This is a genomic window from Porphyrobacter sp. TH134, from assembly GCF_002855495.1.
Taxonomy (GTDB): Bacteria; Pseudomonadota; Alphaproteobacteria; order Sphingomonadales; family Sphingomonadaceae; genus Erythrobacter.
Map to the genome: position 1 here is coordinate 48828 of NZ_PKRO01000018.1, position 12774 is coordinate 61601.

The 12774-nt window shown below is 66.4% G+C and carries 13 protein-coding genes and 1 tRNA gene; 3 read left to right on the top strand and 11 right to left on the bottom strand.

What is annotated here, in order from left to right:
• The first annotated feature begins 62 nt into the window (after positions 1-62).
• Positions 63-1139 carry an isoaspartyl peptidase/L-asparaginase family protein gene (locus C0V72_RS09500; RefSeq protein ID WP_101793894.1) on the top strand — a complete coding sequence of 359 codons (1077 nt, stop codon included), beginning with the start codon at positions 63-65 and terminating at the stop codon, positions 1137-1139.
• Between the two features lie 113 nt (positions 1140-1252).
• Here C0V72_RS09500 and bla read toward each other — a convergent pair whose 3' ends face one another.
• Genes bla through C0V72_RS09540 form a run of 8 tightly spaced genes read right to left on the bottom strand, consistent with a single transcriptional unit; the run spans position 1253 to position 9462 of the window.
• Complete coding sequence (gene bla / locus C0V72_RS09505) at positions 1253-2182, bottom strand: class A beta-lactamase (RefSeq protein ID WP_233999874.1); 930 nt, start codon at positions 2180-2182, stop codon at positions 1253-1255.
• Complete coding sequence (locus tag C0V72_RS09510) at positions 2182-3105, bottom strand: RDD family protein (RefSeq protein WP_101793896.1); 924 nt, start codon at positions 3103-3105, stop codon at positions 2182-2184. Before C0V72_RS09510 ends, bla begins: the two co-directional genes overlap by 1 nt.
• Positions 3102-4184 carry a stage II sporulation protein M gene (locus C0V72_RS09515; protein ID WP_101793897.1) on the bottom strand — a complete coding sequence of 361 codons (1083 nt, stop codon included), beginning with the start codon at positions 4182-4184 and terminating at the stop codon, positions 3102-3104. The genes C0V72_RS09510 and C0V72_RS09515 overlap by 4 nt, the downstream gene beginning before the upstream one ends.
• A gap of 7 nt (positions 4185-4191) precedes the next feature.
• Complete coding sequence (locus C0V72_RS09520; RefSeq protein WP_101793907.1) at positions 4192-5541, bottom strand: DUF58 domain-containing protein; 1350 nt, start codon at positions 5539-5541, stop codon at positions 4192-4194.
• Between the two features lie 4 nt (positions 5542-5545).
• Positions 5546-6508, bottom strand: a complete 963-nt coding sequence (locus tag C0V72_RS09525) for an AAA family ATPase (RefSeq protein ID WP_172438972.1) — start codon at positions 6506-6508, stop codon at positions 5546-5548.
• The gene (locus C0V72_RS09530) at positions 6505-7794 is read right to left on the bottom strand and encodes a DUF4350 domain-containing protein (protein ID WP_101793898.1); all 1290 of its coding nucleotides are present in this window, start codon (positions 7792-7794) and stop codon (positions 6505-6507) included. Before C0V72_RS09530 ends, C0V72_RS09525 begins: the two co-directional genes overlap by 4 nt.
• Complete coding sequence (locus C0V72_RS09535) at positions 7791-8534, bottom strand: hypothetical protein (RefSeq protein WP_233999875.1); 744 nt, start codon at positions 8532-8534, stop codon at positions 7791-7793. The genes C0V72_RS09530 and C0V72_RS09535 overlap by 4 nt, the downstream gene beginning before the upstream one ends.
• A gap of 34 nt (positions 8535-8568) precedes the next feature.
• Positions 8569-9462 carry a prephenate dehydratase gene (locus C0V72_RS09540; RefSeq protein ID WP_101793899.1) on the bottom strand — a complete coding sequence of 298 codons (894 nt, stop codon included), beginning with the start codon at positions 9460-9462 and terminating at the stop codon, positions 8569-8571.
• Positions 9463-9580: 118 nt separating this feature from the next.
• Between C0V72_RS09540 and C0V72_RS09545 the strand changes: the two genes are divergently transcribed.
• Positions 9581-10279: a c-type cytochrome gene (locus C0V72_RS09545; RefSeq protein ID WP_101793900.1), complete on the top strand. Its 699-nt coding sequence runs from the start codon at positions 9581-9583 to the stop codon at positions 10277-10279.
• Between the two features lie 57 nt (positions 10280-10336).
• On the opposite strand, the gene C0V72_RS09550 is transcribed toward C0V72_RS09545, so the two are convergent.
• Positions 10337-10996, bottom strand: coding sequence for an RlmE family RNA methyltransferase (locus C0V72_RS09550; RefSeq protein ID WP_101793901.1), 660 nt, complete (start codon positions 10994-10996; stop codon positions 10337-10339).
• Positions 10993-12270, bottom strand: coding sequence for a Ppx/GppA phosphatase family protein (locus tag C0V72_RS09555; protein WP_101793910.1), 1278 nt, complete (start codon positions 12268-12270; stop codon positions 10993-10995). Before C0V72_RS09555 ends, C0V72_RS09550 begins: the two co-directional genes overlap by 4 nt.
• A 177-nt stretch (positions 12271-12447) precedes the next feature.
• Between C0V72_RS09555 and C0V72_RS09560 the strand changes: the two genes are divergently transcribed.
• Positions 12448-12521, top strand: a tRNA-Gln gene (locus tag C0V72_RS09560).
• Here C0V72_RS09560 and C0V72_RS16610 read toward each other — a convergent pair.
• On the bottom strand, positions 12489-12774 hold a 286-nt coding region (locus tag C0V72_RS16610), incomplete at its 5' end, for a hypothetical protein (RefSeq protein WP_233999876.1). The two genes, C0V72_RS09560 and C0V72_RS16610, sit on opposite strands and share 33 nt — an antisense overlap.

Sequence of the window (12774 nt, forward strand, 5' to 3'; positions counted from 1 at the left end):
GCGTGGACGAAGCGTGCTGTTAAGCTGGCGAAACGGTCAGCGACGCGTTACACCCCTCGTCCATGAACAAACTGATCGCAGCACTCACTCTCGCCCTGGCCCCCACCGCTGCTCTGGCCCAAGACGCCGCGCCCGAAGCGCCCAAGTGGTCGATTGCGATCCACGGCGGGGCAGGAACGCTCGACCCCAAGGCCATGACGCCGGAAAAGCGCGCCGAGTACGAAGCTGCGCTTCAGGTCGCGCTCGATGCCGGAGCGAAGGTGCTGGCCGAGGGCGGCAGCGCGATGGACGCGGTGAAGGCGGCGATCATCCCGATGGAGGATTCACCGCTGTTCAATGCGGGCAAGGGCGCGGTGTTCACCTGGGAGGGGACCAACGAGCTCGACGCCTCGATCATGGACGGCCGCGATCGCTCAGCCGGGGCGATTGCCGGGGTGAAGACGGTGAAGAACCCGATCCTCCTCGCAGACACCGTGCGCACGCAGAGCGAGCACGTGATGCTGATGGGTGCGGGCGCGGAGGCCTTTGCAGTCGAGAAGGGCTTTGCCGTCACCCCGCCCGAATATTTCGCCACCCCGGCGAGGGCCGAAGCGCTGGAGCGGCTGAAGGCGGAGAAGCTCTCGGCGCTGGATGTCGACCACAAGTTCGGCACGGTGGGCGCGGTGGCGCTCGATCAGAACGGCAATCTGGCGGCGGGCACCTCCACCGGCGGGATGACCGGCAAGCGCTGGGGCCGCGTGGGCGATGCGCCGGTGATCGGCGCAGGCACCTATGCGGATAACCGCGCCTGTGCGGTGTCGGCGACTGGGTGGGGGGAGTATTTCCTGCGGGTCGGTGTGGCGCATGAGATTTGTGCGCGGCTGCGGGCTACCAACGAAGTGAAAGTCGCCTTGGCGGATGACGACGCTGCCAATGACGGCGTCCGCACCGAGGAAGCCCAATATATCGCCGACGCCGTGATGGCCGATGTGGCGAGCCTCGGCGGCGATGGCGGGGTGATCCTTGTCACGCCCGAGGGTCACGCGATCTTCAGCTTCAACACCACCGGCATGTATCGCGGCCGCGCGACCAGCGGCGGGGTGCGCGAAGTAGCGATCTTCGGCGGCGAGGAGAAGGCTTCGGCCACGCCGGATCATTGATTTGAACCCGTTCGTGCTGAGCTTGTCGAAGCACCGCCTTTCTCTTCGAACAAGCGTCGAAAAAAGGACGGCCCTTCGACAAGCTCAGCACGAACGGGTTTGGGTCGACCCGATCAATAAAGCTTGCCGATAACCGGCAACCCCCGCTCCGGTTCAGCGAATTCCTTGATGATCCGTCCGATCCGCGACAGCGCCAGTTCGGCGCGGGCCTGCATGTCATCCTCGGCCTGACGCGCGCGGAAATAGCAGGCGAAGGTGATGGGCGGCTCGCCTTTGGGCCCTTCGGCGAACCCGATATCGACGTAGTTGTATTCGGTGCCGATCAGCCCGCTGCTGCCGGTCTTGTCGCCCGCGGCCCAGCCTTGGGGGAGGCCTGCGCGCACGCGCTTGAGGCCGGTTTCGGTGGCGACCATCCAACCTTTCAGCTCCGCTCGCTCGGCGTCCGGCAATACGTCGCCGTAAACGATCTTCGCCACGGTGCGTGCCATGGCCGCAGGGGTCGCGGTGTCGCGGAATTCGGCCGGGGGGACGAGGTTCATCTCCGGCTCGTAACGGTCGAGGCGGCTGACATCATCGCCGATGCTGCGCCAGAAAGCGGTCAGTGCCGCTGGGCCGCCCAGCTCGCGCAGCAGGATATTGGCCGCCGGATTGTCCGAGGTGGTCTGCGTCGCCCGCGCCAGTTCGCGCAAACTCGCGCCGCTTGCCATGCGTTCGGTGGTGAACGGGGCGTGGGCGATCATGTCGGCCTGCGTCCACATCACCCGCCGGTCGGCGTCGATCATCCCTGCTGCGTGGCGTTGGAGCAGCAGCGCGGCGAGGGAGAATTTGAAGGATGAGGCATGGCCGAACCGCCGGTCGGCGTTAAGGCCCACCGACATCCCGCTTCGCGTATCGTACAATTCCGCGCCCAGCGTGCCGTTGCCTGCCGCCTCGATCAGCCGCAGCTCAGCGGCCAACCGCCCCAACGGGCTCTGGTCGGGCGGAATGCAGGCGCTCGCGCCCAGAGCCAGCGAGCCGCCGATGAAACCCCTTCTGCCTATCATCATGAGAACTTGTCCGCTTTGCGTTTGCCGAACCGCATGTCACTCTCCAGCTTGGCGCGCAACTGCGCATAGAAGGCTTCGAGGAAAGCCCGTTCATCGCCCGCACCGGGATCCCAGCCGATCTTGCGGCAGATTGCGGCGTGAACGGCGCTGAGCGCGTCCGGTTCTCCGGTGCGCAGGATCCGCTCGAGCGTCTGAAGCTCTTTCTCGCCGTAAATCGCCAGCTCAGCCGCGCCGAAATCATAGCGCGCCCCGGTCACCTCGCTCGCGCCTTCGACGGCGGCAGCGCCCTGCGCTGAAAGTACGGCGGCCAGTTTGGTGCGCGGCCGGGCCACCACCCAGGTGCCCGCGATGATGTCGCCCGCCCGCAAGCTGTCGCGGTTGAAGAACGGGAACAGCAGGAACAGCGCGAACCACCCCGTCAGCACCCAGCCCAAGACACCAATGTCCTGATCGGCCTCGGCCAGCACTATCAGAACGAACAGCGCCACCAGCGGATAGAAAATCTCGATATCGCGCAGCAGGTTGCGGGCGATCACCGCTTCCGGGGTCAGCCGCGCACCGCCGCGTGCAGCAATGCGGATGCCGGTGATGCGCTTGCCCAGCGTGGCCCCGCGCGGCCCCAGTTCCTGCACCAGAAAATAGCCATACCAGGTGCAAAACACGATCAGCGCCAGCACAATGCCCAGAAATTCGAGCGCGCCGCCCGTCAGATTGCCCGGATCAAACGCGGTGCCGCTCAGCACCCCGTCGGAAATCCACCGCAGCGCCAGCTGAAAGACGAGCAGGCTGATGCCGATAATCATCACGTCGATCACCAGCGCGCCGGCACGCGCCCCGCGTGAGGCGAGGGTGATCGGCAGCAACAACCCCTCGGGCGTGGTCAGCATCCGGGTGCGGCGGTCGCCGGGGCGCGCGGTCATCGCAGCGCGTCCTGCGCCGCGTCGCCAGCCGGAACACCGGGCCGATAAAGGACGAAATAGGCCAGCCAGAACAACAGCATCGTGCCCCCAATCAGGAACCGGCTGGCGGTGCCTTCAACCAGCTGGCGGGGGAAGGCCTCAAGCAGCGCGGCCACCACCATCATGATAACCACGCCGACCATCACCACGGCGGATCGGCGCCCGGCTGCCGCCGCTGCATCCAGCACCGGTAAATCGCCCGGAAAGGCCATCGCCCGCCCGATATGCAGCCCCGCCGCGCCTGCCAGCAGGATGCCGAACAATTCGGTGGTGCCATGAACGCTGAGCCATGCGGCCAGTTCCACCACCAGCCCTTGCGTGTCGAACAGCCACAACAATGCGCCCAGCAGCGCCAGATTATGCACCAGCAGCAGCAGCGACGGGATGCCGAAGGCAAAGCCCAGCGCAAAGGCCAGAATGCACACCGCCGAATTGTTGCTGAACAGCTGGGCGGCAAACCCGGCGAGCCCGGCGGCGCTTTCCTCGTTGCCGAGGGTGGCGAGCAACTGGTCGCGGCTGGCACCCGGCACGCGGGGCTCGCCCGGCCGGGCGGGGAACAAGCGGTAATACCACGCCTCGTCGCCGGCCACGAGCAGCCAGCCGACCACTGCGCCGGCCACCATCACGAACAGCGCAATACAGATATCGAGCCACAGCGCGCGCACCGCGCGGCTCCATCCGCCCAGCAGAAACCCGCGCAGCCAGCGCGCAAACCCCTGACGCGGGCCATAGACCTGAAACCACGCCCGCTGCACCAGCGCTTCGAGATAGGCGAGCGTGGCCGCATCAAGGCTCGTCTCGCGCGCCACCGAAAGGCTGGAGGCCGCGGTCCGGTACAAGGCGGGCAGCGCGATCAGATCATCGTCAGCGATGCGCCGCAACCCGCCGCGCTCCATCCGCGCGACAATATCCTCAAGCCGCCGCCACTCGCCCTCGCGCTCCAGCCGGAAGCGGTCGGAACGCAGCGCCGCGCTTTCGATATCGGGCGGAGCGGTAACAGCCCCGCGACCGAACCAGGCGGAGAACACAGGCGCCTTCATCCGCCCATCACCCGATGGCCTCGCTGCCCCGGATCGCCAGATAGCGGTCGATCAGGCGCGGGCCGATGGATTGCCACGGGGCTTCGAGCACGTCGATCCCTGCCCGCCGCAGCCGTGTCAGCACCAGTTTGCGCTGCTGCGCGATGCTGTCGGCGGTGACCGCGCGGGCCAGGGTCGCAAGATCGCCGGGCGATTGGGCGATCACCGTTTCGACTTCGGTATCGGTCATGGTGACGAACAGGACGAGATGCTTGCGCACCAGCCGCCCCAAGCTTTCGACCATCAGTTCGGCCGCGGTCGGATCGGTGAAATCGGAAAACACCACCACCAGCGAACGGCGCTGGAGCTTGGCGGTCAGCGTCGCCAGCGCCAGGGTGAAATTGGGCTCGACCGCGTCGTAATCCAGCCCGGCGGCCGCGCTTTGCAAGCGGTGGAAGGCGCGCGGTTCGGCGATGAAGGGGGTCATGATCTGCGGCCGCCGGGCAAAGCCGAACAGCGCGACCTTGTCCCCGCCTTTCAGCGCAACATAGGCGCAGGTCAGCGCTGCTGAGACCGCCCGGTCGATCCGTGGCAGGCCGTCCACCGGCTCGCACATCGCTTGCCCGCAATCAAAGGCGAACACGATCTGGTTGTTCCGCTCGCTCTCGTTCTCGCGCGCAAACAGGCGGGTGTGGCGCGCGCTGGCTTTCCAGTCGATGCGGCGGCGGTCCATCCCGGCTTCGTATTCGCTTAAAGCCTCGAACTGGGTGCCTTCGCCCCGGATGCGGCGGTTGATAAGGCCGATCTGGGCGTTGCGTAGAAAGGTCTGCAAATCGGGCGAGCGCACGGGCGAGAGGTCGGGCCAGATGCGCACCGCTTTGTCCAGCGCCCGTGTCTCCTGCCGCGCGCCAAGGCCAAGCGGGCCGTGCCACTTGAGCCAGGCCGCCGTCATCGGCGCGGTTCCGCGCCGGGCCGGGCTGACATCGATGGTGCCTTGCCATTGCCCGCCATCGGATGAGCGCCCCACCGGAATGATCGCACGCCCCTGCGCCGCCAGCCGGGGATCGCACGCCAGCGCGGCTGTCGCCCTGCCGACCCCTGCCCTGCCGAACCGTGCATGGGCGGTGATGCGGGTGGGCTGGCCAATCTCGGTATCGGCCGGGGCCTCGATCCCCCAGCGCAGCACCGGCCCTGCCAAGCCGGCGTCGATCACCACCAGCATCAGCAAGGCGGCCCCCAGCAGCGGCGCGATCACCCATGCGCCCGGCGCGGTGGCGGCAATCACGACGGCCACGGGCGCAAGCCCCGCCGCGATCCACGCCGCGCGCTCGGTCGGCACCAGCGGCATGTTCAGGCGGGGGAGAGCGAGGCGCGCCATCGGGTCAGCGCGGCGCTTCGGTCGCTTCGACCAGATCGGCGACCAGCGCTTCCATGCTGCGGCCATCGATTTCCGCCGCGGGGCTGAGCGTCAGGCGGTGGCGCAGCACCGGCACGGCAAGCGCCTTCACGTCATCGGGGATGATATAGTCGCGCCCTTCCAGCGCCGCGCGGGCGCGGGCTGCGCCGGCCAGCAACACCGCCGCGCGCGGGCTTGCCCCCACGGTGAGTGCGGGGTGATCGCGGGTGGCGCGGATCAGGCGCACAACATAGGCGGTAATCTCGTCCGCCACCGTCACCTGCGCCAGTGCGGCGCTGGCAGCGGTGATCCCGGCGGCGTTGGTGACAGGGGCCACCCCCAGATCCGCGGGCCGCTGCGGGCCGGAGCGCTGGCCATAGGTGGCAACGATCCGCGCTTCTTCGTGTTCAGTCGGGTAGGGCACCAGCAGCTTGAACAGGAAGCGGTCAAGCTGGGCTTCGGGCAGGGGATAGACGCCCTGATTTTCGATCGGGTTCTGGGTTGCGATTACCATGAAGCGTTCCGGCAAGGCGTGGGTTTCGCCGTCCAGCGTCACCCGGCGTTCCTGCATCGCTTCCAGCAACGCGGCCTGCGTTTTGGGCGGGGTGCGGTTAATCTCGTCCGCCAGCAGCAGATCGCAGAAAATCGGCCCGCGCGTCAGCGTGAACTGGCTGCTCTGGAAGTTGAACAGGTTCGACCCCAGAATGTCGCCCGGCAGCAGATCGGGGGTGAACTGGATGCGCCCGAAATCGAGCCCCAGTGCGGTCGCGAAGGCATTGGCAAGGAAGGTCTTGGCGGTGCCCGGCGGGCCTTCCAGCAGCACATGCCCTTCGCTCAGCAAGGCGACCAGCAGCATGTCGACCATATCGTCCTGCCCGACAATCGCCTTGGCGATTTCGGCGCGGATCGCATCGGCAAGGCTGCGGACATGGTCGAGTGTCATCGTCATCGGGTGAGTGTTCCTGTGGAAGCTGGCTCGGAAAGCTTGGTGTGCAGATCATCGAGGCCCTGTGCGGCCGCCAGAATGTCGGCGGGTTTGCGGGCCGATTCGAGCCGCGCGGCGCGGCGGGTGAAGGGTTCTTCGGCTGGCAGGCGGCGCGCCAATGCGGCATCGATTGCGGCGCCATCTGCCCGCGCAAGTCCCAGCTTTTCCGCGATGCGCCGGGCCGACAGGGCGGCATAGGGCGCACCCAGCAGCCCGAATCGCTGCGCGCGCACGATCAGTCCTGCGCCGTTGGCAATCAGCTGGCGCTTGCCAAAGGCGATGTCGGGGCCAGCAGGCGCGGCTGGCGGGCCGAAGCGCTGAAACGCGCGCCAGCCGACGATCAGCAGCGCGGCGATCAGGCTCAAGGTCGCGGCGAGGAACGGCGGGCGGAAGGCGAGGGTCAGCAGGTTCTCGCTCGCGCCAAAGCCGTTCAGGGTCATGTCGAAGGTAACGATGTCGGTCCCGCTGTCGCCCGCCAAGGTGTCCACCAGCGCAATGGCAGCCGCCGCGCGGGCCGGATCGGCGAGGCCGTAATTGTTGGCAAGGTCAGGATCGGCCAGAAAAATGACCGGCTGCCCGCCTGCGCCGCCGGACTGGGGTGCGGTCCGGAAGGCGAGCGTTCGTCCGTCCGCACCGGTGATCAGAACGTCGTGACTGGCGGCAGGCTCGGCATAGAGCATCGCCGGGGTCGGCAGAGTGCCGGCGTGGCCCATGCCCTGCCAGCGCGCCGCCGCGCCGCCATCCTCGCCGCCGGTCAGCTTGTGATCGAAGCGATAGGGCAGGGGCAGCTTTTCCGGCCAGCCGCTGGCGATCGGCGCGCCCAGCATCACCCAGCCGCGCTTGAACTTGCTGCGCGCTTCTTTGGGCAGCCGATCAGTCGGCGCCATGGCCAGCCATTTCGGCAGGATCACCAGCGTCGGGCCCAGGGCCGAGCGCGCCTTGAGTATACCTGCGATGTCGTCAGCATCGGTATAGGCGGCAGGCGCAATCACCAGCAGGCCATCGGTTTCCAGCCCGGCGCTGCTGCGCGACCGCTGGGCCTCATAGCCTTGCGCCTCCACCAGCCGAACCAGCCCTGCATAGCCGTTCAACCCATTGGCCGCCGCGTGCGCCTGCGTGGATCCGCCAGTCCCGCCAAAGTCGCTGCCCGCGCCGATCAGCCAGAGCATCGCGACAAACAGGGCAAAGCCGCCGCCAACCAGCGCCAGCGCGCCGCTGCGCGAGAAGGCTGAAGGGGTAGGTGCGGTCATGCACTGCGCCCCTGCTGGCCGAGCCGTGCAAGGGCAAACTCGGCATAAGCGTTACGGGCTGCCTCCCAATCGGCCCGGTCAAGCGCCCGCAGCGCAAATAGCGAGCGTTCGACCCGCTGCGCGATGACGCCAAAGGCCGTGCGTGCGGTTTCCGGCAGGGCGGGCAACGCGGCAAGCTCGCGCGCGGTGCTCGATGGTTCGACCAGGCCGGGCCGCGCGGCGGCGATCTGGCCGACACTGCGCTGGAGAAGCAGGCGAACCGCCTCGGCAAAGCGGCCTTCGGCGGCGAGACGGTCGGCATCATCAAGCAGCGCCAGGGTGGCAGCCGTATCAGGGCGCCAGTTATCCGTCAGCCCGCTATCGCCCGCAGCACGTTGCCCCCGCGCAGCCCGCTCCCCTGTGATCAGGCGCACCAGCAAGACCAGTGTGCCCAGCACCACCAGCCCAAGCACCGCCCATTGCAACCACCACCACGAAGTGCCCAGCGCCCGGCCCAAGGGAGCGAACAGTTCGGCCAGCGCGTCGAGGACGTCTAACAGCCATTCCTGAAACCAATGGGGCTTGCGCAGCGGAATCTCGGGGATCGTCACCGGCGCGAATTGCAGATCGCTGTCGCTGCGCAATGCCTGCCACCCGGCGGGCGGTGACCCGCCAGATCCTGCTAACGCTTCGGTAGGCGTGGTTGCGGCCGCTGCGGTCATCCCGCCAGTGGTGGTGGCACGGCGCTTGGCGCGGCGCAACGGGAAACCGCTTTAGCCCCGCGCTGGCTGCACCCTATCCTCTGGCGCGGGCCTGCTGGTAACAGCCCAGAATGCGCAATTGCTTGGAATGGAACGCGCATTCTTCCAGCGCCCGGTCGACCGCCGGGTCGCCCGGCGCGCCGATGATGTCGGCATAAAAGGTTGTAGCGGCAAAGCTGGTGCCCTGCTGGTAGCTTTCCAGCTTGGTCATGTTGACCCCGTTGGTCGCGAACCCGCCAAGCGACTTGTACAAGGCGGCAGGGATGTTCTTCACTTCAAAGATGAACGTTGTCATCACCGGTCTGCCGTCGAGCGCTTCGTGCCCGAGCGGCTGGCGGGCCAGGATCACGAAGCGCGTCATGTTGTCCGCACTATCCTCGACATTGTGTTCGATGATGGTGAGGCCATACAGCTCGGCTGCGAGTGCCGGGGCGATGGCGGCGACGGTAGGATCGCCGCGCTCGGCCACATAGGCCGCCGCGCCTGCTGTGTCGGCGTGGCTGAGCGGCACGATCCCGCGTGTCCGCAAGTAATGGCGCGACTGGCCCAGCGCCTGCGGGTGGCTATACGCGGCCTCGAACGGGCCGGAACCCAGCGCCATCAGCGCATGGTGGATCGGCATAAAATACTCGCCGACAATGAACAGGCCGCTTTCGGGCAGCAGGAAATGGATATCGGCCACCCGGCCGTGCTGTGAATTCTCGATCGGGATGATCGCTTGTGCCGCCCGCCCATCCTTGACCGCTTCCAGTGCATCTTCGAAGCTGAAGCACGGCAGGGGGTGCATCTCGGGCCGCGCTTCGGTGGCGGCGCGGTGCGAATTCGCGCCGGGCGAACCCTGAAACGCAATCGCGCGCGCAGGGTCGGCGGCTGCGGCAACCCGCATCCGGTCGACAAGTTCAAGAGCGGGGGCCGGAAAGGATCGCATGATGTCAGCGGCCTAGAGCGCGCAGCACGCCGGGGCAAGCCCGCTTGCAAAAGGTGCAAGAATTCATGCCACGATCAGTCTTGCGCCGCTGGACAGCCGACACTAAAGACCGCGCGGGATGACACAGGATAACTCTTCGCAGGATAAAGCCGCAGGCCAGAATGGTGGCGGCGATCTGTTCAACACGGCTGCCGGGTGGGTGCTGTTTGCAGGTGTCGTGGGCCTCGGCCTTTCGATCCTGTCGAGCAAGTACTTCCATGGCGACAAGCCTGAGCGGCCGGAAAAGCTCGGCTATGTGATCGAAGGCGCGGTCGATGAAAGCGCCGGCCCGGCAGAGGTTTCGATCGCTGACGCGCTCAACGCGATGCCAGCTGCCGAATTGATCGCTGCGGGCGAAAAGGCCTATTCCAAGTGCCAGAGCTGCCACACCATCGATGCGGGCGGTGCCAATGGCATTGGTCCGAACCTTGGCGGCGTCATGGGCGGCCCGGTCGCGTCCAAGGCCGGTTTTGCCTACAGCGCTGAAATGAAGGCGGTTGGCGGGACCTGGGACTGGGAAAAGATGAACACCTGGCTCAAGAACCCCAAGGCGATGGTGTCGGGCACCAAGATGAGCTTTGCGGGCCTTTCCAAGGTTGAAGATCGTGCAGCGATTGCCGCCTACCTCAATTCCAAGGGCGCAAACATCCCGCTTCCTGCCGCCTCGGCACCGGCCGCTGATGCTGCCGCAGGAGAGGGCGTCGAAGCGGCGGCTGAAGCCGAGGCCGAAACCGTGGCAGCCGACGAAGCTGGCACCGATCCCAAGGCCGCAGAATAGGTTTTCCGGCATCGGGCGAGGGCGCAGATTAACGGTCTGCGCCGCGCCCGGGGCAGCTTACCCTTTGAATCCCTGAGCAATAACGTACCACTCGGACGATCCCTTGCGGCTCGCCGGGGGTTTGGCGTGTTTGACAGCGGCAAAGTGCTTTTTCAGCAGCGCCAGCAGATCGCTATCCGTCCCGCCCGCCAGCACCTTGGCCACAAAAGCACCGCCCGGCGCGAGATTTTCCACCGCAAACCACGCCGCCGCTTCGACCAGCCCCATCGTGCGCAGGTGATCGGTTTGCTTGTGGCCCACGGTGTTGGCGGCCATGTCGGACAGGATCAGGTCGGGCGGTCCGCCCAAAGCCTCGGCAAGGGCGGCCGGGGCTTCATCGGCCATGAAATCCATCTGGAATATCGTCACGCCCTCAAGCGGTTCGACCGGCAAGAGATCGATCCCCACCACTTCGGCCTTCGGCTTCTTGGCGCGCACCACCTGCGCCCAGCCGCCCGGTGCAATGCCGAGATCGACCACGCGACTCGCCCCTTTGAGCAAACCAAACTTCTCATCCAATTCGATCAGCTTGTAGGCAGCGCGGCTGCGATACCCATCGGCCTTCGCCTGCCGGACATAGGGATCGTTGAGCTGGCGTTCGAGCCAGCGGACCTGGCTGGCGGTCCGCCCCTTGGCGGTCTTGACCCGCTTGCTGGGTTCCTTGGTTCCGCGAGTCATGAGGGGCGGCGCCCCGAGCGCTGTTTGTGCAGCGCCTTCAACGAGCGTTCCGATTGGCGTTCAGCGGCCATAATACTCCTTAGGATGCCTTCGCGGATGCCGCGATCGGCCACCCCCAACCGCCGTGCAGGCCACAGATCGAGGATTGCCTCGAGAATCGCACAGCCCGCCACCACCAGATCGGCGCGGTCCTGGCCGATACAGGGCAGGGTGCTGCGTTCGTAGGGGGTCATGACCGAAAGCCGCGCACTGATTTCGCGCATTTCAGTCGCCGGGACGATCAAGCCATCGACCGCTTTGCGATCATAGCTGGGCAGTTCGAGATAAAGGCTGGCGAGCGTCGTTACCGTGCCGCTGGTGCCCAGCAGGCGGATATCAGGATGCCGCGCCGCCGCAGTTACCCGCGCGGCGAAGGGGGAAAAACTCTCGGCTACCATCGCCTTCATCCGGGCAAAGCGGGCGATACGGGCTGCCTCGCTGTCTTCGAGACGGCCGACCGTGTCGGTGAGCGAGACCACGCCCCACGGCACGCTCTGCCAATCAAGAATGCGCGGCACCCGGCTGCCTTCCCCGCCCGCTTCGACCAGCACCAGTTCGGTCGATCCGCCGCCGATATCGAAGATCACCGCCGGGCCGTCGCCGGATTCGAGCAGGATATGGCAGCCCAGCACCGCCAGCCGGGCTTCTTCCTCGGCGCTGATGATGTCGAGCGCGATGCCCGTTTCGCGCCGCACCCTTTCAATGAAGGCAAAGCCGTTCTCGGCGCGGCGGCATGCCTCGGTCGCAACCGACCGGGCGAGCCGCACATTGCGGCGCTGGAGCTTGTCCGCGCAGATCGTGAGCGCCGTCAGCGTGCGCTCCATCGCCGCGTCGGACAATCGCCCGCTGGTGGCAAGCCCTTCGCCCAGCTTCACCACCCGGCTGAACGCGTCGATCACAGTAAAATCCCGGCCGGATGGGCGGGCGATCAGCAGACGGCAATTGTTGGTGCCAAGGTCAAGCGCGGCATAGGCCTCGCCGTGCGACGATGGCTTCATCGCGCCGATATCGGCCAGATCGGGCCGCGCCGATGATGCAGGGTTTGCAGGCGTAGTCTTGCCGCGCCCCGCACGGCGCCCATCGCCGTTAGCGCCCTTGCTACGGCCATTGCCGCCGCAGGCTCGGGCATCGGGCTGAGGGGGGCGCTGGTAGCGGAAATCGGCTACCTTGCCGGACTTGCCACCCCGGTTTTTCCCAGCACTTTTATTCCTGTCCGGCGGGAGTGTTTCCGCCATGATCATCAGACTTTCATCTCACCATGCGCGAACCTTCAAGCGCATGGCACTTGAGTGCAAGCTAACCCAAGCACGGCCCGAGAGCAAGCAGACCGGCGCAACGCATGCTTGACCTTGTGGCTGCACAAAACTAGGGAGCACTTCCGCTGACACCCCGGCCACGCCTGGGAAAGCCAATGCCCCGTCCTCTAATGGTAAGAGAGCGGACTCTGACTCCGTCAATCAAGGTTCGAATCCTTGCGGGGCATCCAGCTTTTTGTCCTTTGACAACAAAACCTGCCCGCTTTGACCAAAAGCGTCACCGCAGGCGGCCAAGGCTCCTTGAGCGGGCCTTCGTTGTCGCCCCCAAATCCCGCATGAGACTGCGGCGACCTGGCCAGAACTGTTGTTACCTGCCCGCGGACATGGATCGTGTCCCACGGCGTGGTGTAGCTTATTGGAGCTCCCGCCGATTTCGGCATCAGTCTGAGCCGATCATGCGCCGGGTACAGCCGAGAGCATGAC